Raw genomic sequence first — 21,539 nt, forward strand, 5'->3', positions numbered from 1 at the left:
CGGACCAACGCCGGCGGCTTATGCCTGCTTGCCGCTGCGAGAGGTTCACCCGGAATGGACCTGCCTCTACTGTGAACGAGGTGGGCGCGGATTTGCACGAGGTGCTTGGTGTGCTGGGGCTCCTCGGGGTTGTGGCGCTGTTTGTCATGCTGGTGTCCGGCGGCTCCGAAGCCAAGCCGGCCGACAACGAAGTCGACCCGGCCGTGAAGCGACGGCGGTGGGAAGTGCGGGTCCAGGGGGCACGCCGCCTCCTGGAGGTCTGCCTCACCAACGTCGCCAACGGGGAGAAGCACTACCAGGAGGCAGAGAGGCGCCTTGCCACTCCTGGTTCGGAGAGCCTTGCGGTCATGGAGATCGAACAGGCCTGCATCTACGGGCACTGGCGGGCGCTGCTGCACTTGGCGGTGATCCGCGCGATGGAGATGAAGCCCCAAGAGGCGATATGGGCGTTCGACAAGGCCGTCCTGGTGGTGAATCCTGCGGGGATCGAGCCCGATGACTTCCGGCCCAAGATGGTGGGGATGGCCCTGATCTGGATGGAGGCCCGCCCGGGGCTGGCCAAGGTGCTGGAGGATTCCGTAGGCCGGAGACATCCTGGCGTGTCCGGCGCGCAGCTGCGAGCCAGAGCCGTCGAAGAGATCATCGAGACGATCCCGCCCTTGAAACCATGAAGCGGGACTGCCACAGGCCGGGCGGGCCCTGAGCTCAGCCGAGGGTGGGCCAATACACCGCCGCAGGCATGCGACAGCGCCTTCAGTCACAGCCCGGACGTCACCTACAGACGCGAGCCGCAACGGTGACCGCCCGCCCGTGACGCCCGATCGGCGGCTGGGGGAGGGGCGTCTCAACCATCCGCCGATCGCGGGCGTTGGTAACGGGTGAGAGGAGTCACCGTGGACCCCAACGACAGCTTCCGTGAGTTCATGGCCGTCCATCAGCAGTCGCTGATGCGGACGGCGTACCTGCTCACGGGGGACGCCCACCTGGCCGAGGACCTGCTGCAGAGCGTGCTGGTCAAGGTGCTCGGCCGATGGCCCAGGCTGGCGGGCCTCGCCAGCCCGCAGGCGTACGCCCGCAAGGCCCTGGTCAACCAGTACATCTCGTGGCGCCGGCGGCTGGCCAGGGTGGCCGAGCTGCCGAGCGCCGAGCCGCCGGACCGGCCGTACTCCACCGAGGATTCGACGCTCGTCCGGATCGTCATGCTGCGGGCGCTCGCGCAACTGCCGCCCAGGCAGCGGGCGGTGATCGTGCTGCGCTACTACGAGGATCTCACCGAGCACGAGACCGCCAAGCTGCTGAACTGCTCGATCGGCACGGTCAAGAGCCACGCCCATCACGCGCTCGCCCGGTTACGGGCGCTCGCACCCGAACTGGCGCCGCGGTTCGCCGAGCTGGAAGACCTGAAGGGAGCACACCGATGACCGGGCTGCGAGACGCGCTGAACGACGTGGCCGACAGCGCCCCCCGGGTCGACCTGACCGAGCGCACGATCGGGATGCGCAACCGGCGGCGGCGCAGGACGACCTCGATCGTCGCGGCGGCCGCGGTGGTCGCCGTCGCGCTCGGCGTGACGGCCGTCGTACGGACGCAGGCCGCGCGGCCGGCCCCCGCCGTCGCGCCCCGGACGGCGACCGACCTGCCGGCGCGCGGGGTGGGGCCGCTGAGCCACGCCTACATGACGTTCTGCCGGCCGCCGGGCGGCAAGGCGCCGGCGGGATGCGTGAATGGCGGCTGGCGGGTGGTCACCCGCGACGGCACCACGTACCGGGTGGCGCGGGCCCTGGCCGGGTCCCAGGCACCCCTTCGGACGAGCCCGCTGGCGATCAGCCGCGACGGCCGCAAGATCGCGTACTACGACACCGCGGCCGGCACCTTCGCGGTGCGCGACCTCGCCTCCGGCGCGGTGACCACGGCGCCGACGAAGGTGCCCACGGCCTGGCTCGGCAGCATCGCGCACCTCCTGCTGTCGGACGACGGCCGCTTCCTGGCCTTCACCAAGAGGCCGCCGCTCAAGGACCCGGCCATGCTCTTCGACCTGCGCGAACGCATGTCCCGGCCGCTGCCCAACGGCTGGAACCCGATCGGCCTGTCCCCGGACGGTGACACGATCACCCTGGCGGAGTACGCGCCCAGAACCCGGCTGCGGACCATCACCCGGCTCTGGCGGACGTCCACGGCGGGCAACACGACGACCGTCGACGTCGCCGGGCACTATCTGGCTGGGGCGCTCGGGCCCGACGGGAACCGCGTCGTCGCGGTGGAGAGCGTGGAAACGGGCATCACCGGATGCCTGCGAAGCGGCCCCGACCTGGTGCATCTGGACCGGAAGACCGGCAAGGCGCTCCGGCGCGTCCCCGTGCGGGGCCTGTCCATGACGGCCAACCAGGTTCACCTGCGCGGCTGGACCGGCCCTCACGAGATCACCGCCCTGGCCACACCCCTGGCCTGCCGCGAGCGGGACGACGACGCCCCGGCACCGAGCTTCGACCCGCCCTACGTCCCTTTCACGGCGTACGCGGTGAACGTCGAGACCGGCAAGGCCAGGAAGCTCGCCACCTACACCGCCCAGGGCTTCTTCCAGCTCGTGCTCCCGGGCTTCCCCGGCACCCTGTGACGGCGGGCGGCGCGCGCGTGCTCGCGGGCCGTCTCCGTCCGCCCCATGCGGTCGGCCAGCTCGGCGAGGACCTGATGGGTGGAGCCCCAGCACGCGCTGCCGATCCCGAGCACGACGAGCAGGTCGGCGGAGGGCAGGAGCGTCTCGTACAGGTCGTGCGGCGAAGGGGTGCCGAGGCGGGCGGCGATGAGACCCCAGACGGGGGTGAGGAAGTCGGCGGTCCAGTCCTGCCTGATCCGGGCGCCCCACCGGGCGATCAGGTCGTGGGCGAGGTCGGTCCGCCCGGATTCGGCGGCGGCGAGGATCGCGAGGGGCCGGACGGGCTCCAGGTGGCGCTCCTCGGCCGCGGCCAGGAGGTCGTCCAGCACCGTGCCGCTCTCCCCGTGGGCGCGGGCGCGAGAGTAGGCGGTCGCCAGCCGCCGGTACGGCGCGCCCCACAGGCTGGAGCCGTACCGCGGCGACGCGTGCCCCGTCGCGAGCTGTTCCACCTGGTCCCAGTCGCCGTCGAGCATGTGGCGGCCGGTCTGCGCGATGCGCACCATCGCCTCCAGGTCCGGCCGCCGGTCGCGGTCGAGGAGGCGTTCGCAGCGGGCCAGCTCGCGGTCCCACTCGTCCAGCTCCGCCGTACGCAACAGGCAGGCCAGGCGGGTGACGCGGGCGACCAGTTCGGTGCTCGGCGACAGTCCCGGCAGCGCCGCCATCCGTTCGGCGACGGCCCGGCGCTCGTGGGTACGGCCGGGCACGAAGGCGGCGAGCAGGTGGTTGCTCAACGTGCGCGCCTGCAGCATGTGGTCGCCGGTCCGGCCGGCCAGGTCGATCGCCTGCGCGGTGAGGCGTTCGCCTTCGCCCTGCCTCGGGCCGTAGTGCAGCTCGACGCCGAGCGTGCCGAGCAGCCGGGCCCGGTCGGCGTCCGGAAGTGGCCCGTCGAGCAGCCCTTCGAGGGCTGCCACGATGCGCTCGTCGACCTGACCGTAGGGCCGCCAGTACCAGAGCGCGGGCGTGCCGAAGAAGCTCAGCGCGTCGATCATGGCGGTGCGGTCGCCGAGCCGGTCGGCCAGCTCGATGGCTTCGAGCAGGTCCCGCTCCGCGGCCTCGGCATCGCCGTTGGCGCGCCTGGCGTGCGCCTGGCCGATCAGCAGCCGGGCACGGGTGGCCTGGTCGCCGGGCGGCAGGTGGGTCAGGGCGAGCTGCCAGAACTGCACGGACTCGGTGTGGGCGAGCTGGCGCGCCGCGTGCTCCGCCGCGCGGGCGGCGTGCCGTACAGCGCCGGCGGCGCCGCCGACCTTGGCGGCCTGGGCGAAGTGGTGGGCCAGCGTGGCGGCTTCGGCGTCGGCGGTGTACGGCTCCAGCGCCCGCCCGACGCGCAGGTGCAGGCGGGCTCGCTCGACCCGGGACAGCTTGCCGTACAAAGCTTGGCGGACCAGAGCGTGGCCGAAGCGGTAGTCGGGTCCGTCGGCGGGCTCGGTCAGCAGTCCCGTCGCCACAGCCGGTTCCAGGGCGAGCATGACCTCCTCCGCCGATCTGGAGGTGACGGCCACGAGCGTCTCGACGTCGAGCTCGCGCCCCACGACCGCCGCGGCGCGCAAGAGCTCGCGGGTCTCCTCCGGCAGGCGGGCGACCCGGCGGTCGATCACGTCGCCCGCGCCCCTGGGTACGGCGGTGGGGTCGCGGCGCTCGCTCTGCCGCAGCCGCAACACCTCGCCGAGGTAGAACGGGTTGCCGCCGGTGCGCTGCAGCAGCGTGCCCGGTTCGTCGTCGAGGTTCCTGGCGCGCAGGTAGGCTGCGACTTCCTCCAGGGTGAACGAGGTCAGCTCCAGCCGGTCCGCCCCGTGCTGGCGGGCCAGCGCGGCGAGTGTGTCGCCCAGTTCGTGGGGGTGGTCGCCGGGCTCGGTACGGACGGTGACGACCGCCAGGACCGGGAGCCGAGAGAAGGGGCCGGCCGCGTAGGCGAGCAGCCGCAGCGAGGAGGCGTCGGCCCAGTGCAGGTCGTCCAGGATCACCAGGAGCGGCCAGGGGTCCTCGGTGAGGGCCGCGACGGCCTGTTCGAACCGGCCGTACAGGGTCGGTTCGAGGGCTTCACCCGACAGCGGCTCGCCCGCGTGGCCGCTCTGCCGGATGATCTGCGTCCAGGGCCAGAAGGCGGGAGCCGTACCCTCCGCGCAGCGCCCCCAGGCGACGCGGAAGCCACGCGCCTGCGCCAGCTCGGCCGCGACCTGGGCGAGCCTGGACTTGCCGATGCCCGCCTCCCCCGTGACCAGGACGACGCCGCCCCGGCCCGCGCGGGTCTCGGCGAACCGGTGTTCCAGCACCGCGAGCTGGTCCGATCTGCCGATCAGCGTGGTAGTGGCGGGCGCGGGGGTGGGCGGGGCGGGCGGTTCAGGGGCAGGTGTGGCCGGGCGCAGCTCCGCCGTCTGGCCGAGCACGGCCTGTTCCAGGGCGCGCAGTTCGGGTCCCGGATCGAGGCCGAGATCCTCCGACAGCCGGTCCCGCACACGGCGCAGCGCCGCCAGCGCGTCGGCCTGGCGGCCGGAGCGGTAGAGGGCGAGCGCCAGCAGCGCCCATCCGCGCTCGCGGTAGGGGTGTGCTTCGACGAGGTCGTGCAGGCCGGGGACGAGCGAGGCCGCCTCGCCGAGTGCGAGCCGCGCGTCGAAGCGGTCCTCCAGCGCCGCGGTCCGTACCTCGGCGAGCCGCGCCACGGTGGGCCGCGCGAACTCCTGGCCGGCGAACTCCCCGAGCGGATCGCCCGTCCACAGCGCCATGGCGCGGTCGAGGGCCGAGATCGCCTCCTGGTGCTCGCCGCGCGCCAGGGCCAGCCGCCCTTCCTCGGCGTACGAGACGAAGCGCCCGAGGTCCACCTGGCCGGGAGCGACGGCGAGCAGGTAGCCGGGCTCGCGCGTGAGAAGCACCCTCGGCGGGGTGCGCGCCGCCCGGCCGGGCTCCAGGATCCTGCGCAGGTGCGCGATGTACGCCTGCAGCGTGCGCGTGGCTCCGGCCGGTGGCTCGCCGGTCCAGAGCTCGTCGATCAGCCGGTCGAGCGAGACTACGCGACCCGGCTCCAGCGCCAGCATGGCCACGAGCGCCCGCTGCTTGCGGGTGCCCAGATCGTACGGCTCGCCGGAGGCGTCGGAGACCTGCACCGCACCGAACAACCGAAATGCCAGCATCATCCCACTTTGCAGGTAGATTCCCCGAGGTCACAGCATATGCCGCCCGCCTCAACCGGACCTCAGCTCGACCCCAGCTCACCTGCGAGAGCCTTGCTCCAACGCCGACGAAGGGGATGCGACATGAACATCGGGGACGAACTGCGCAGTGTGGTCAGGGGCGCCGTGCTCGCGGCCGGGGACGACGGCTTCGAGCAGGCTCGCCGCCCGTGGAACCTGGCGGTGGAGCAGCCCGTCCGCGCGGTCGTGGAGGCCGCCGACGCCGACGACGTGGCGGCTTTGGTACGGCACGCGCGCCTGGCCGGTCTCACCGTCACCACCCAGCCGAACGGCCACGGCGCCAGCGGTGACGTGGACGACGTGATCCTGCTCCGCACCGGCAGGCTGGACGACCTGGAGATCCGCCCGCAGGAACGGCGGGCCCGAGCGGGCGCCGGCGTGAGCTGGGGCCGGGTGCAGCAGGCGGCGAGCCCGCACGCGCTCACCGGACTGGCGGGCAGTTCCCCGGTGGTCAGCGTCACCGGCTACACGCTGGGCGGCGGTCTGAGCTGGTTCAGCCGCAAGCACGGCTTCGCCGCCTCCAGCGTGCGCGCCTTCGCCGTCGTCGACGCCGACGGCGCTCGTGCCCGGGTCGACGCCGACAGCGACCCCGACGTGTTCTGGGCCCTCCGTGGCGGCGGCGGTGACTTCGCGATCGTCACCGCCGTCGAGTTCGACCTGCACCCCGCTCCCGCCCTGTACGGCGGGCGGATGCTGTGGCCGGGCGACAAGGCCCGCGACGTCCTCGCGGCCTACCGGGAGATCACCGCCGACGCGCCCGAGGAGCTCACCGCCTGGTACGACCTCCTGCGCTTCCCCGGCGCCCCGCCCATGGTCGCCGTGGACGTGACCTTCCTCGGCTCGCAGGGGGACGCCGAACGGCTGCTCCGCCCGCTCGACAAGATCGACGGCGGGCTGTCGGACTCCCGCGCCATGATGGCCGTCGCCGACCTGCCCGCCATCACCGCGGAACCCACCGATCCCGGCGCCGGCCGCTCCCGGGCGGAACTGCTGACCGGGCTGGGACCGGAAGTCGCCGACGTGTTGCTGGAGCGGCCCATCGACCCGCTGCTCAGCGTGCAGCTCCGGCACCTGGGCGGCGCGCTGGCCCGCCCCTCGGACACGGCCGCTGGCCACCTGTCCGAGCCGTACGCCCTCTACCTCTTCGGCCTGTCCCCCACCCTGGAGGCGGGCGCCGCCGTCGCCGAACGGCAACGCGAACTCAGCACCTCGCTGCTGGCGCACACCAGCGGGCGCAAGCCGTACACCTTCCTCGGCCAGGGGGAACGCGCCGCGAGCGCCTTCACGGGCGCGACTCTGGCCCGCCTCCGCGACCTCAAGCACGCCCGCGACCCGCACGGGGTCTTCCGGAGCAACTTCCCAGTCCTCGCCTGAGCTCGCGGCCGGCCGGGGTGCGGTTGGGCGCCTGATCATGTCCCAGCGACACCAGCCACACGGCGGGACGTGGTGGTGAGCCTGCCTGTGCTGGAGGCGGAGTGGTAGTGCGGGTCCCCGCAGTTCCCAGGGCAAGGCAGGGCAGCAGGGAGCCGCGGCACCGGGAGGGGACAGCTCTCGGCCGAGGCCTGTCAGCCTGCCGCCGGGCGCTGCCCGCCGTCATGGCGAACCGTCCCGAGAGGGATGCAGTTGTCCGGGGTTCCGGTACGTACCCCCTCGCACAGTTGAGCCCGCGACATGTCGGCCTTCTCCGGTACCAGTTGCCAGGCGCGAGTCCAGTACGGAGTGTCCGCCACCAGGTCGCCAAACTGCTTCGAAACGCCGGTGCCGTACTCCGGGGAATGCATTTCCTCTTCGGTGAAGTAGTTGGTCCCGTTGTCCATGCCACCACAGCCGACCTGGCTGTTGGCTTCCCGGGCGGACTTGCAGCCGTCGTAGTGAACCACCCAGTACGCCTGGGGATGCGGGGCCTTGAGGGGGCGTCCCGGAGCGCTGGTGACCTTCAACACGAGCTGGATGTATGTCAGGCCCAGCGGCGCCGGGGATTGCGGAGCGTCGGGACTGAGCTGGGCGTCCACGATCTGAACCGAGTGCGGATAGGGCCCCTTCTTCACAGACAGCACCGGACCGCGTCCCTCGAACGAGGCACCCGATGGAGAGGGCGACGGGCTCACCGCGGCAGACGTCTCTGGCGTGACCGCCAGGTCCGGGGCAGGCCGGTCCGGTGGCGCCCACCCTCCGCACGCAGCGAGAAGAGCACTGCAGGACAGGGCAGAACCGCCTCGCGCCCACCGGACCAGGTGCATGCGTCCACCGTTCCCCATCGATCCTCCCCTTGGCTGCAACGGGGTCGCGCTCCCAGCCACCCCCTTCTGATCTTGGAACACAGTAGCGAAAGCGGTTCTTCAGGCTTTAGAGGGCATCTGATCTTCTTCCGTAATGAGCTGTCCGTATCGGAGCGCGCTGGCCGGACCACAGCGTCGGCGCCGGCTCAGGGGTGGCGGCGGTGCCGATGCGGGCCGGCCCGCGTCGCGACCCAAGCCGCACTCACCTGAGCGCCGTCACGTTCGATTCGCCCGGGAGCCGGGGGAGCGCCGCCATCCGATCCTGCCGCGCGGGGTGCGGATCAACACGGTCTCTCCCGGACCGACCCGCACTCCGGCCTGGGAGAGCGAGCACGGCATCGGCGCAACACTGGCAGCGGCCAACGGCAGCACCGTCGCGGACTTCCTGACCGGCTTCCCGGCCAAGGCGGGCTTCAACACCGGGCGACTCACCGAACCCGACGAAGTCGCCGCACTCGTGCTGTTCCTGGCCTCCGGACAGGCCCGCAACATCAACGGCGCCGACTACGTCATCGACGGCGGCCAATCCAAGACGGTCTGACAGGCGTGCGGAACCACCAGCCGAGCGCCTGTCCCCGGAACGCCGGGCCGCAGGCCGGGCAGTGGGAGCCTCGTCGGAGGCGCAGCCGGCACGAGATGCTAGGCACCGGAGCCGGGGACATACGTCGCCCATCGCACGGTCCTGCCTGGGGCCCTCGGAACGCCGGAGGGCGACAACAAGTGTGCGGCACCAGTAAACACATCTGAAAAGATATATACCCGTAATATCAGCCCCCGGTGTCGAAACCTCCCGATCTTTTTAGAATTTGCCCTGTCGGCCCGCCCCAGCCGGTGAAACCCGTTCTGCAATGTGCTCTGCCCCATCATCGGTTCACCGGCGCAGGGAGGCTTCTGTGCGGGCAGGTAAAGCGTCGTTATGCGTGATAACGGCCGCCGTCACGGTGGCAAGCCTTCTGTACGCCCCTCCGGCGTACTCGCTCCCGACGGTCAAGGGCGCACCGGAGGTCGGTGATGACCGGCCTCCGGTGCGGGGAGAGCGGGTGGCGGTTCGCCCGCGCACCACCGACTCAAGGGCGGGGGAGCGGGTGGCGCGGCCCCGGTGGCCGTCCGCGGGCGACGCCGCCGAGCTGCGCGCGACGGGGAACGCCCGGGTGCGCGTCCTCGACAGAGGCGCCGCGGCGAAGGCCGGCGTGAGCGGGCTGCTGTTCACCGTGGACAGCGCGGGCCCGGCCGAAGTGCGCGTGTCCTATTCCGGGATCGGCGAAGCCTACGGCGGCTCCTACGGGTCCCGCCTCCGGCTCGTCCGGCTGCCTGACTGCGCGCTGACCAGCCCCGGCGCCGGCGCGTGCCGTGCCACCACCCCGGTGCCCGCGGAGAACGACGCCGAGTCCCGGACACTGACCGCCGACGTCGCCGCCGGGCAGGCGGTGTTCGCCGTCCAGGCCGGTCCCGCGAGCGCGCTGGGCGACTATCGGGCCACACCGCTGGCCGAGGCGGCGACCTGGAGCGGTGGCGGGAACTCCGGCGACTTCAGCTGGTCCTACCCGCTGCGCGTGCCGCCGGTGCCGGGCGGACTGACGCCGCAGGCGGCGATCGGCTACTCCTCCGGCTCGGTGGACGGCCGGACCTCCAGCACCAACAACCAGTCCTCATGGGTGGGCGAAGGCTTCGCGCTGTGGCCGGGGTTCATCGAACGCAGCTACAAGGCGTGCGTGGACGACGGCGCCCCCACGAGCAACGGCGTCGACCCGGGCGACCAGTGCTGGGCGTACGACAACGCGACCGTCACCTGGAACGGGAGGGGCGGTGAGCTCATCAAGGCAGCCGACGGCACGTGGCGGACGCGGGGTGACGACGGCACCCGGTTCGAGCGTCTCACCGACGGGCCGAGCCGCGGCGGGGACGGCGACGACGACGGCGAGTACTGGAAGGCCACCACACCCGATGGCACCCAGTACTTCTTCGGCCGTGACCGGCTGCCCGGCTGGACCACGGAACGGCCGCGCACCGGATCGGTCTGGACGGCCCCGGTCTTCGGCAACCAGGCCGGCGAGCCATGCCATGACCCGGCGGGGTTCGCGAAGTCGTCGTGCCACCAGGCGTGGCGCTGGAACCTCGACCACGTCGTGGACACCCATGGCAACGCCATCACGTACTACTACGCCAAGGAGAGCAACCGGTACGGCCGCAACGTCTCCCTGACCGACGATGTCGCCTACGAGCGCGGCGGCCAGCTGAGCCGCATCGAGTACGGCCTGCGGTCCGACGACCTGTTCGCCCCGCCCCCGGCCAGGATGGTGTTCGGCACCGCGGAACGCTGCCTCCCGGACAGCGGCTTCGACTGCGCCCCCGCCAAGATCGCCGGCTCCCCGGACAGGTGGCCCGATGTGCCGTGGGACCAGAACTGCGCGGCGGGGTGCACCGCGAAGGGGCTGATCTCGCCGACCTTCTGGTCCCGTAAGCGGCTCGCCGACATCACCACGCAGGTCAGGCGGCCGGACGGCGGCTACCGCGACGTGGACACCTGGCGGCTGCGCTACAGGTGGGGAGACGCCGACGTGGACCGGCCGTTGCTGCTGGAAGGGATCGAGCACACGGGCAAGGCCACCGGCACGCCGGTGACGCTCCCCGAGGTCACCTTCAACCACGTCCAGATGAAGAACCGGATCGACCGCGTCGGCGACGACATCCCCCCGTTCGTCAAGTACCGGCTCGGCGCGATCTTCGACGCGTACGGCGGCCAGATCGAGGTCCAGTACTCCGGCGAGGACTGCACCCTGTCCGACCTGCCCGCCCCCGAGACCAACACCAGGCGGTGCTTCCCCGCCATCTGGCAGCCCGCCGGGCGCGACAGTCCGATCCGCGACTGGTTCCACAAGTACGTCGTGACGAAGGTGATCCGGTCGGACCGCACCGCCCGGTCGCCGGACATGGTCACCAGCTACCGCTATCTGGGCGGCGCGGCCTGGCACTTCGCCGACGACGACGGCCTGGCCAAGGCCAAGGAGAAGACCTGGTCGCAGTGGCGCGGCTACGGGCGGGTACAGATCGGCACCGGTGGCGACGGCGAACCCCTCACCCTTGAGGAGAACCTGTATCTGCGGGGCATGGACGGCGACCGGCTCAACGCCTCCGGCGGCACCAAAGACGTCACCGTCTCCGACGGCGAGGGCGGCACGCACACCGATCACAACGCCCTGGCCGGGTTCGAGGTGAAGCGCACCGTCTACACCGGCCCGGGCGGATCCGTACACACCAAGACCGTCAACACGCCCTGGCAGCATCAGACCGCTTCCCGCGTCCGCTCCTGGGGCACCTCCAACGCGGTTCTCACCGGCACCGCCACCACCCGTACCTGGACCGCCGTGGACGGGGGCTCCTGGCGGGAAACCCGCACCGACACCGCGTACGACACCGTCACGGGTCTGCCGACCCAGATGGACGACCACGGCGACACCGCCCGCCAGGACGACGACCTGTGCACGCGCACGACGTACGCGATCAACGCCGCCGCCTGGATTCGCGACCGGCCCGCCCGGGTCGAGACCGTCGCCGCCCGCTGCGCCGCCACGCCCGCCCGGCCGGACGGCATCGTCTCCGACGTGCGCACCTTCTACGACGGAGGCGCCTTCGGGGCCGCGCCGGAGAAGGGGGACGCCACCCGGGTGGAGAAGATCGCAGACTACGACGACGGCACACCTGTCTACGTGCCGTCCGCGCGCTCGGCGTACGACGGCCACGGACGAGTCACGGCCGTCACGGACGCGCTCGGCCGGACGACCCGGACCGCGTACACCGAGACGGCCGGACTGACCACCGGGATCACCACCACCGGACCGCCCGTCACCCCCGGCGACGCCGCGTCCGCCCACGTCACGACCGAGACCCTCGACCCCGCGCACGGCGTGCCGGCCACGCGGACCGACCCGGCCGGCCGTGCCACCAGCTTCGCCCACGACGCGCTGGGCCGCCTCACCAAGGTGTGGCTCCCCGGCCGCGCCACCACCGAGACCCCAGACGTCGAGCACGACTACGTCGTCGCCGAAGGCGGCATCGCCGCCGTCACCACCAAGGCCCTGGCCCCTGGCGGAGGCCGCCAGGTGACCCAGGAGCTGTTCGACGGACTCCAGCGCCCGCGCCAGCGGCAGACCGAGGGACCGGACGGCGGACGGCTCATCACCGACACCTTCTACGACAGCCGGGGCAACGTATCGCGCACGTACGACCCCTACTACGCGGAGGGAGAGCCGCGGCCCGAACTGTTCGGCGTCCAGACGCCCGGCGACGTCGAAGCGCAGTACACGTACGCCTACGACGGGCTGAACCGGGAGACCCTGCGCCGCTTCGTCGTCGGCGGCAACGACGTCCAGGAGAAGTGGCGCACCGTCACCGCCTATGGCGGCGACCGGGTGGCCGTGGACCCGCCCGACGGCGCCACCCCGACCGTCACCATCACCGACGCCCGGGGCCGCACCACGGCCCTGCGCCAGTATCAGGGCCCGTCGCCGTCCGGCTCCTACCAGGAGACGACCTACACCTACAGGCCCGGCGGCGAGCCGGCCACGATGCGCGACCCCGCGGGCAACACCTGGTCCTACGCCTATGACCTGCGTGGCCGTACGACCAGGAGCGCCGCCCCGGACACCGGGACTCGCGTCACGACCTACGACGACCTGGACCGGCCGGTGACGACCACAGACGCCCGAGGCCGGACGCTCGTCCGGAAGTACGACGCGCTCGGCCGCAACACCGAGATCCGCGAGGGCTCCACCACCGGCACGCTGATCGCGGCCTGGACGTACGACACCCGGAGCAAGGGCGACCTCACCGAGCAGACCCGCTACTCCGGCGGACGCGCCTACACCGAGCGCATCGACGCCTACGACCACGCGGGGCGCCCGGTGAAGTACACGCTCGTCGTCCCGCAGGAGGAAGGCGCACTGGCCGGAAGCTACACCTTCACCACGGCCTACAACCCGGACGGCTCGGTCCGCAGCCGCGGCTACCCGGCGGCCGGCGGCCTGCCCGCCGAGAACGTGACGACCACCTACGACGAGCTGTCCCGGCCCACCCGGCTCACCGGCAGCCTCGGCGCCTACGTCAGCGCCACCACGTACTCGGCGACCGGCGCCCCCCTGCAGTACGAGCTGAGCACGGGCGGCAAGAAGGTGTGGCAGACCTTCACCTACGAGCACGGCACCGGCCGCCTGGCCACCGCGCGCGCCGACCGGCAGGACGTGGCGGGCGCGGACAGGAACGCCGCCTACACCTACGACCAGGCCGGAACCATCACCTCCATCGCGGACGTGTCCCGCTCGGGCGCCGACACCCAGTGCTTCACCCATGACCATCTCCAGCGGCTCCTCCAGTCCTGGAGCCAGGCCACCACCGACTGCGCCGCCGCGCCGTCCGGCGCCGTCGTCGGCGGGCCCGCGCCGTACTGGCACAGCTACGCCTACGACGTGACCGGGAGCCGCACCCGGGAGGTCAGGCACGGGCTCGGCGGCCAGGCCGACACCATCCGTTCCTACGGCAACGCCCCCGCGGGCCAGGGCCACCGGCTGGACTCGATCGACCAGACCGGTGGCGCGGGCACCGGCGGCGAGAGCTTCGGCTACGACGCGGCAGGCAATCTCACCAGGCACACGACCGGCGCCGAGAACAAGACCTTCACCTGGGACGCCACCGGGTTCCTCAGCAAGGTCTCGGTGGACGACGCCGACACGTCCTTCGTCTACTCCGCGGGAGGTGAGCGGCTCATCCGCCGCGACCCCGGCGGCAGCACGCTCTACCTGCCCGGCATGGAGGTGCGCGCCTCGACGGCGTCCGCCGCCGCCCGGCCGTCGGCGGTCCGCTCCTACTCCCACAACGGCCGCACGCTGGCGACGCGCTCGGCCTCCGGCGTGAACTTCCTGGTGCCCGACCACCAGGGAACCGCGTTGATCACCGTCGACGCCGCCGACCAGACGCTCACCCAGCGGCGCTTCACCCCCTTCGGGGACGAGCGCGGCCAGACCCCCGCCTCCTGGCCGAACGAGAGGACTTTCGTCGGCGGAACCTCGGACGCGAGCACCGGCCTGACCCACCTCGGTGCCCGCGACTACGACCCGGAGACCGGCCGCTTCGTCTCCGTGGACCCGCTCCTGCTGGGCGACCCGCAGCAGTCGCACGGGTACAGCTACGCCAACAACACCCCCGTCACCAGCAGCGACCCGAACGGCCTGGCGCCCTCCTGCGGCGGCGGGGGAGGCAAGGCGCGGCTGCTGTCCGACGACTGCGACGGCGACTACGTGCGCCCGCCCGGCGACTCCGACCGCGACCACCACCCCCGGCCGGGCCGTCCCGGCCGCCCCGGTCCCGGCCGCGGCGGCGGCGGTGGTGGTGGCGGCGGTGGCGGTGGTGGCGGTGGTGGCGGCCACCAGGGCGGTGGCGGCGGCGGGGGATACCGGCCTCCGCCCATCGGCCCGGTCCGCGTGTGCTCCGGCTGGTGCGCCATCGGCGACAAGATCGGTGACTTCCGTCCCGACATCGGCATCCCCGACCTGCCTGGCGTGCCCGGTCTGCCGTCGGTGCCCGGCATCCCCAAGCCCGGCTGCCAGGTCTTCATGCCCATCCCGTCCCTGCCGGGGTGCGACAGCCCGGGCCCCGGAAGCTGGGAGTGGAAGGGCAAGGGAGAGTGGGGCGGCTGGAAGTGCACCATCACGGGCTGCACCATCGTGCTGCCACGGCACATCGTGAAGATGCTGGATCAGTGGCTCAACAACGACGGCGTGGGCGACTTCGTCTGGGCCGTACTCGGCTCGACCATGGCCGCGGCCTGCACTCTGGGATCGAAGCGAATTGAGGTCGGGATCGCCTGCGGCGTGCTGACGGCGATGATCGTCGACGAGTTCCAGGAACTGCTCCGCGACGCGGCGAAGAACGACCAGTGCGTGGGATTCCCCATCTACTCCCCGCCGCCGGGAAGACCCGGCTGGCCGGGCCGTACCTCTGATCCGTCCATCTGCCCGCCCTGACGAACGGCCCGCGACCTGTCCGCGACCCTGGAGATCGGAGACCGACGCATGCGAACGTTACGGGGTGGGAGAGTCCGGCGGATGACGACTGCCGCGTGCGCCGCCGTCGTCACGCTCTCCCTCGCGCCCGGCCTGACGCCGCAGGTCGCGGCGCACGGCGCCGGGGAGCCGCCCGCGGCCGTCACGGAGGCGCAGGCGACGCGGGAGGCGAAGGCGTCCGGGCAGCCGGTGGAGGTGACGGCCCTGCGCGGCGAGTCGCGCGAGGTCCGCGCCCTGCCGTCGGGCACCTTCGAGCTCATCCAGCACCAGCGCCCGGTCCGTACCCGCAAGAACGGCGCCTGGACCCCGGTGAACCCGGCGCTGACCCGGCTGCCCGGCGGTGGTCTCGGCCCGGTCGCGGCGACGGTGGACCTGCGCCTGTCCGACGGCGGCGCCGGACCGTTCGCGTCCATGGGCAGGGCGGGCCGTACGTTCGGGCTGTCCTGGCCGGGACCGCTGCCCGAACCCGTGGTGACGGGGGACACCGCGACCTACCCTGAGGTGCTGCCGGGCGTGGACCTGAGCGTGCGCGCCGACGTGGACGGTTTCGCGCATCTGCTCGTGGTCAAGACGCCGCAGGCGGCGCGCAACCCGGCGCTCTCCCGCCTGCGGCTGCGGACCGAGACGCGCGGCCTGCGGCTGGCGGGCGACGCGGCGGGCGCGCCGCGCGCCGTCGACGCGGTGACCGGTGGCGCGGTGTTCGAGGCCCCGGCCCCGCTGATGTGGGACTCCGGCCCGCCGCCGGGCGCGGCGTCACTGTCGGCGGGTCAGGCACCGGCGATCGGACCAGCCGAGGGGTCGCGCGTCGCCCGCGTGGGCATCGACCTGGGCGGGGACGAACTCGCCCTCATGCCCGACCGCAGGCTGCTCGCCGACCCCGCCACCCGCTTCCCCGTCTACATCGACCCGGTGTGGAAGACGGTGGGGGAGGCGGCCAGGCTGATGGTCTCCAGCGGCTATCCCACCACGACGTACTACAACTGGACGGGCACCCAGGGCGTGGGCCTGTGCGACGTGCAGTTCGACGGCGCCTGCGTGAGAGACCAGAAGAAGCGGCTGTTCTACCGCATGCCGATCGGCTCGATCGCCGGCAAGCTCGTGCTCTCCGCGGAGTTCATCGCGTACGAGACCCACGCCTACAACTGTTCCAACCCCACCTCGGTCCAGCTGTGGCACGCCAGCGGCTTCGGCTCCTCCTCGACCTGGAACAGCACCGACGACAACTGGGTCAGCCGGCTGGCCTCACGTGACGTGGCGCACTGCTCCAAGACGCCCGTCGAATTCGGCGGAACCTCCCTGCGCAACGTCGTGCGGGCCGCGGTGAGCGCCAGGGACGCCGCGATCACCTTCGGGCTGCGCGCCTACTCCGAGGCGACGATGGACTGGTGGAAGCGGTTCACCGCGGACGCCAACCTGCGCATCGAGTACAACACCCCGCCGCCGCAGCCGCTGATGAAGAACCTGACCATGAGCCCCGGCGGGCCGTGCGTCTTCCCGGGATCGCCCACGGTCAACCGGCCGCCGACCCTGTACGCCATCCTGACCGACCCCGACTCCGGATCGGCGGCCAAGATCCAGGCCGAGTTCCGCATCATCTGGAACAACGACACCGGCTTCTGGAACTCACCGCTCTCAGCCGCCAAGACGAGCGGGTCGACGTTCCAGGTGACCGCGCCCGCGACCATCCCGCAGAACAGGCGGATGAGCTGGATCGTCCGCACCTGGGACGGCCACCAGTGGAGCCCCTGGAGTTCGGCGGGCGACGCGACGGGCTGTTACTTCACCTACGACGCGACCGCCCCGCCCGCACCCTCCCTGACCTCGGCAGACTATCCGCCGTCCGACCCCGAGAACCCCGATGACCCGTGGCACGACGGCGTGGGCCGCTACGGCTCCTTCACCGTCAGCACCACGCAGAGCGACGTGAACCGCTACTGGGTCGGGGTCAACACCACGCCCACGTCGGCGGGCGAGTACCGCCCGGCCACTCCCGGCGGTCCCGTGACCGTACAGGTGGCGCCGACCAGGGCCGGAGTGAACTTCCTCTACGTCAAGGCCCTCGACGCGGCGGGTAACGCCAGCGCGCCCACCACCTACATGTTCCGCGTCAGCGCGGGCGCCGCACCTCGCGCGCACTGGCCGCTGGACGAACCCGCGGGCGCGACCTCGCTGTCGGCCACCGTCCGCGAAGGCACCCCTGCGATCAGCACCGGCCTCTCCGGCGGTACGACGATGGGCGTGGACGGCCAGGTCGGCACCGCGATGCGCGGCGACGGCACGACCGGCCACGCGCAGACGTCGGGACCGGTCATCGACACCGCGAAGACCTACTCGGTGGGGGCCTGGGTCAGGCTCGCGCACACCAACGGCTTCGCCACCGTCGTCAACCAGGACGGCAACGTGGTCAGTGGCTTCTACCTCCAGTACGTCCACGACGACAACCGCTGGTCGTTCAGCCTGAGCAACGCCGACGCCGTGCAGGGCGGGGTGCGGGTGCTGTCCACCGCGCCGCCGGAGGCCGGCGAGTGGACCCACCTGCTGGGCGTGTACGACTCCGTCGCCAAGACCGCCCGCCTGTACGTCAACGGGGTCCTCCAGCAGGAGAAGGCGTTCACGGTGACCTGGAGCGCCACCGGCCCGATGGCCATCGGGCGGGCCAAGCACAACGGCGCCGAAGTGGACCACTTCCCCGGTGAGATCGACGACGTGCAGGTCTTCGACCGCCTGGTCAGCGAGGAGGAGGCCGCCGACCTGTTCGCCCGCCACCCCGTGCTTTCCGGGCGCTGGACGCTCAACGTCGACGGACAGGACGATTCGGACCAGCGCCACCACCTCACCCTGGCGGGGGACGCCCGGGTGGATCAGACGGCCGGCTGGCTGGGTTCCCCGGCGGGCGCTCTCGTCCTGGACGGCGCCGGCGACCACGCGGCCACCGCCGGGCCCGTGGTGTCCACCGCCCGCAGTTTCACCGTCGCAGGCTGGGTGACGGCCTCGAGCAGGCCCACCGCCAAGTCCGCGATCTTCTCCCAGGAGGGCGTCGTCAACAGCGGGTTCACCGTTCGCTACGACCCCTCGGCCGCAGGCGGGACAGGAGGCTGGCAGGTGGAGATGCCGGGTTCCGACAGCGCGGGAGCGGTGGCGCAGCGAGCGGATCACCCGTCCTATCAGAGCCAGTTGGCCTGGGATCATGTGGCTCTCGTCTACGACTCCTTCGCCGACGTGCTGCGCCTGTATGTCAACGGCTGGCTGGAGGAGACCGAGGAGCAGGTCTCGGTCCGCTGGCACACGATCGGCTTCGACGCCACAGGCCCCCTCCAACTGGGCCGATCGAAGACCGCGGGGGTGTGGGGGGAGCACTGGCCCGGTGCGATCGACGACGTGTGGGCCTTCTCCGGCATCCTGACCCAGGAGCAGATCCAGCTCCTCGCGGGATACACGGAAATCCCCACCGGCTCTCCCTTCTGACCCTCGTCCACCGGCCGCACCAGCCCCGCGCGCAGCGACCACCGAGCGCGACGGGGCCGCGTCGTCCAGCTCAAGCCTTGTGCGATGAATTCCAGGGCGGTACAGGCCGGTCACGGGCGGCCCTCCACGTCCGATGTTCCTGAAGATCGAAGAAGCTAACATGTCGGGATGAGGCAGGCGCCGGCCGACGGACGCGAACGCGGCAGGGAGGGGACCCGCTGCTACGTGGCCTTGCGCCGCACGTGGTTCTGACTGCCGCCGAGGTCGACGACATCGGACGTCAGGTCGGCGTGAAAGACGGCCCCGCCGGCTGAACCGGCCCCTCCAGATGGACGACCGCAGCGCCAACGGCTCGACCGTGGGGAAGGGCCGGTGGCGCGCCGTACAGACAAGGAATCCTTATGACCACCACCGCGCTCATCGTCGGCGATCTGCAGGCGGGCATCGTGGACAATTACCCCTTCGCTGCCAAGGTGATCCCCGTCGTGGAAGAGGTTCTTCCCGAGGCCAGAGCCGCCGGAATCCCGGTGATCTTCATTCGTTTCGGGCTCCGGGGCTCGGGGCTTGACGTGGCAGCGGGGAACCGGTTGATCCGGGGCCTGCATGGGGCGGGGACGCTGTTCCATGAGGAGTCTCCCGAGACGCTCGTGCATTCGCGCATCGAGCCGTTGCCGGGCGAGGCCGTCGTCCTCAAGCGCAGGGCCAGCGCGTTCGCGGCGACCGACCTCGATCGCCTCCTGCGCGCCCAGCGCGTCGACTCGATCGTGCTGACCGGCGTAGCGACCGGGGCGATGATCGCCGCCACGCTCTACGACGCCTCCGACCGCGACTACCACGTGACCGTGCTCAGCGACGCCTGCGCCGACGGGGAGCCGGACGTGCACGACTTCCTGGTCAACCGCGTCTTCCCGGCCAGGGGCGCTGACGTCCTCACCGCCCGCGAGTGGACCGCTCGCCTGTGATCATCCCGCCGCGGCGCCATGACACCGGCCCCGACCGTCCGCGACAGCCTGACCGCAGGTTCGTGGCCTAAGACGCGCGGCCGGCGCCGGTGGCGGCGCTGAACTGGCCGGGAGCGCTCGGCCACCATGTCCGGCGAGCCTGTATGGCAGGGCCAGGCATGCAGCCGTCCTCGGGTCACGCGATGGACCGTGAAGAGGAATCGGGGGTTCGCCGAACCAGGGGTGTTCCGAGGTAACCGCCTGAAAGGCAAGCATGCATGCCAGCTCCACCCCAAGATTCGGCGCCTCCCAGCGAGGTCACCGACGCGCAGTTGATAGAGGCGTCGTGGCGTGACCCGGATCGCTTCGGCGCGGTCTTCGATCGCTATTTCGCGGCCATCCACCGCTACGTTCACCTGCGCTTGGGCGAGTCCGCCGCGGACGACCTGACCGCGGAGACCTTCCTGCGCGCCTTTCGCAGCCGGGACCGCTTCGACCTCACCTGCTCCAGCGCGCGGCCCTGGCTGTACGGCATCGCCTCCAACCTGATCGCCGACCACCACCGTGGTGAAGCGCGCAGATACCGGGCGCTGGCCAGGAGCGCCGATGCCGCGCAGATCGCCAGCCACGACGAGCGCGTGGTGCAGCGGGTCTCTGCGGCGACCATGCAACCGCGGCTGGCCGCGGGTCTCGCCCGGCTCTCGGCCGGGGACCGGGAGGTCCTGGTGCTGGTCGCCTGCGCCCAGCTCAGCTACGAGGAGGTGGCCGAGGCTCTCGGCATACCTCAGGGAACGGTGGGCTCACGTCTCAACCGCGCCCGCAAGAAGCTCCGCAAGAGCATCGGTCCCGCCGGGGAGGCACTGTGATGAACGAACTCGAAGCGATCAAGGCTCACCACGACAGCCTGCCCGAACCCGCGCCCGAGGTGACCGCGCGCGCATGGGTGCTGGTGGCCGAAGAGATGGAGGCCGAGCGGGCCGGCACCGCGCGGCCCGCTCGCCTTTTCCCGGGCCGCAGGCTGGTGATGAGGGCCGGCCTGGCCGCCGGCCTCGCGGCGGCGGTGACCGCGGGACTCGTCATGGTGCGTGGCGGTGAGGACTCCGCTCCGTTCGGGGCCGCTCCGGCCAGCGCCGCCGAGTTGCTCAGGAACGCGGCCACGGTCGCGGCGAAGGAGGACGTACGGCCCGGGCCGGGGCAGTACTTCTACGTCCACCAGGAGGCGGTCGCCTTCGCCAGCGGTTCCGAGGGCGACTACACCCGGCACGTGCGCCGAGAGATGTGGATGCCCGCCGAGGACCCGGCCAAGCCCGCGCTGACGCGCTCGACGTACGGGCAGATACAGGTCATCAGCGGACCAGGCCCGGCGCAGGTGCAAGCGCCCGGGACCGTGGAGTACGAGCGCGCCGGGCAGTGCCGCAGGGGCTCCCTGGGCGTGCCTCCGCAGGTCGCCGATCTTCCCGCCGATCCCGATCGGCTTCTGGCGAAGATCCGGCAGGACGCGGCGGCGTTCGTACGGTCCGACCAGGCCAGGCGAGGTGAGACGGAGCTGGGCCAGGACGAGATCAACGCGCGGGTCGGCAAGGTCACCGCGAACCGGTTGCTCAAGCTGGCGCAGAACCCGCTCATCTCCTCCCGGACCAGGGCCACGGTCTTCGGCGCGCTGTCGAAGATGCCGGCCGTGACCATCGTCCCGGAGCTGACCGACACCGCTGGGCGACGCGGGGTGGGCGTCTCGCTCAAGTTCGAGCATCCCAGCGGCTGGGAGCGTGGGGAGCTCATCTTCGAGCCGGGCACGTACCGCTTCCTCGGATCCCGGAGCTGGATCGGACGGCAGGAGGGCGGGCAGGTCGAGGAGATCCCGGGCGGCAGTATGGCGGTGATGTCGGTGAAGGTCGTCGACTCCGTACCGGAGGTTCCCAAGGACGCGGCCAAGCCGATGTTCTGCTGACCACCCCTCCAGC

12 protein-coding genes are annotated in these 21,539 nt (G+C 71.9%); 10 read left to right on the forward strand and 2 right to left on the reverse strand.

The genetic code is table 11. From position 1 onward, the window contains the following. Positions 1-71 precede the first annotated feature (71 nt). The 3 genes from ACWDXC_RS06745 (at position 72) to ACWDXC_RS06755 (ending at position 2,614) form a co-directional block, all read left to right on the forward strand. Positions 72-671: a hypothetical protein gene (locus ACWDXC_RS06745; RefSeq protein ID WP_449978804.1), complete on the forward strand. Its 600-nt coding sequence runs from the start codon at positions 72-74 to the stop codon at positions 669-671. A gap of 222 nt (positions 672-893) precedes the next feature. Further along, entirely contained in the window at positions 894-1,421 is a 528-nt protein-coding gene (locus ACWDXC_RS06750; RefSeq protein ID WP_449978806.1) for a SigE family RNA polymerase sigma factor, read from the forward strand. Then, on the forward strand, positions 1,418-2,614 hold the full coding sequence (locus tag ACWDXC_RS06755; protein ID WP_449978808.1) for a hypothetical protein: 1,197 nt from the start codon (positions 1,418-1,420) through the stop codon (positions 2,612-2,614). The genes ACWDXC_RS06750 and ACWDXC_RS06755 overlap by 4 nt, the downstream gene beginning before the upstream one ends. Here the strand turns inward: ACWDXC_RS06755 and ACWDXC_RS06760 are convergent. After that, positions 2,557-5,781, reverse strand: coding sequence for a BTAD domain-containing putative transcriptional regulator (locus ACWDXC_RS06760; protein WP_449978810.1), 3,225 nt, complete (start codon positions 5,779-5,781; stop codon positions 2,557-2,559). The two genes, ACWDXC_RS06755 and ACWDXC_RS06760, sit on opposite strands and share 58 nt — an antisense overlap. Before the next feature lie 120 nt (positions 5,782-5,901). Between ACWDXC_RS06760 and ACWDXC_RS06765 the strand changes: the two genes are divergently transcribed. Beyond that, positions 5,902-7,212, forward strand: a complete 1,311-nt coding sequence (locus tag ACWDXC_RS06765) for an FAD-binding oxidoreductase (RefSeq protein WP_449978812.1) — start codon at positions 5,902-5,904, stop codon at positions 7,210-7,212. A 191-nt stretch (positions 7,213-7,403) separates the two neighbouring features. Here ACWDXC_RS06765 and ACWDXC_RS06770 read toward each other — a convergent pair whose 3' ends face one another. Next, complete coding sequence (locus ACWDXC_RS06770; RefSeq protein WP_449978814.1) at positions 7,404-7,895, reverse strand: hypothetical protein; 492 nt, start codon at positions 7,893-7,895, stop codon at positions 7,404-7,406. Positions 7,896-8,391: 496 nt separating this feature from the next. On the opposite strand from ACWDXC_RS06770, the gene ACWDXC_RS06775 reads away from it, so the two are divergent. The 6 genes from ACWDXC_RS06775 to ACWDXC_RS06800 all read left to right on the forward strand — a co-directional run bounded on the left by ACWDXC_RS06775 (position 8,392) and on the right by ACWDXC_RS06800 (position 21,526). After that, positions 8,392-8,658 carry an SDR family oxidoreductase gene (locus ACWDXC_RS06775; RefSeq protein ID WP_449978816.1) on the forward strand — a complete coding sequence of 89 codons (267 nt, stop codon included), beginning with the start codon at positions 8,392-8,394 and terminating at the stop codon, positions 8,656-8,658. A gap of 499 nt (positions 8,659-9,157) precedes the next feature. Further along, positions 9,158-15,133, forward strand: coding sequence for an RHS repeat domain-containing protein (locus ACWDXC_RS06780; protein WP_449978819.1), 5,976 nt, complete (start codon positions 9,158-9,160; stop codon positions 15,131-15,133). Between the two features lie 81 nt (positions 15,134-15,214). Next, the gene (locus ACWDXC_RS06785; protein ID WP_449978822.1) at positions 15,215-18,637 is read left to right on the forward strand and encodes a LamG-like jellyroll fold domain-containing protein; all 3,423 of its coding nucleotides are present in this window, start codon (positions 15,215-15,217) and stop codon (positions 18,635-18,637) included. A 401-nt stretch (positions 18,638-19,038) separates the two neighbouring features. Then, entirely contained in the window at positions 19,039-19,599 is a 561-nt protein-coding gene (locus ACWDXC_RS06790; RefSeq protein ID WP_449978825.1) for a cysteine hydrolase family protein, read from the forward strand. 257 nt (positions 19,600-19,856) lie between these two features. Beyond that, a complete protein-coding gene (locus tag ACWDXC_RS06795; RefSeq protein WP_449978828.1) occupies positions 19,857-20,444 on the forward strand; it encodes an RNA polymerase sigma factor in 588 nt (195 codons plus the stop codon). Continuing rightward, positions 20,444-21,526, forward strand: a complete 1,083-nt coding sequence (locus ACWDXC_RS06800) for a CU044_5270 family protein (RefSeq protein ID WP_449978830.1) — start codon at positions 20,444-20,446, stop codon at positions 21,524-21,526. Before ACWDXC_RS06795 ends, ACWDXC_RS06800 begins: the two co-directional genes overlap by 1 nt. The last annotated feature ends 13 nt before the right edge of the window (positions 21,527-21,539 follow it).

This window comes from Nonomuraea sp. NPDC003214 (assembly GCF_053590035.1).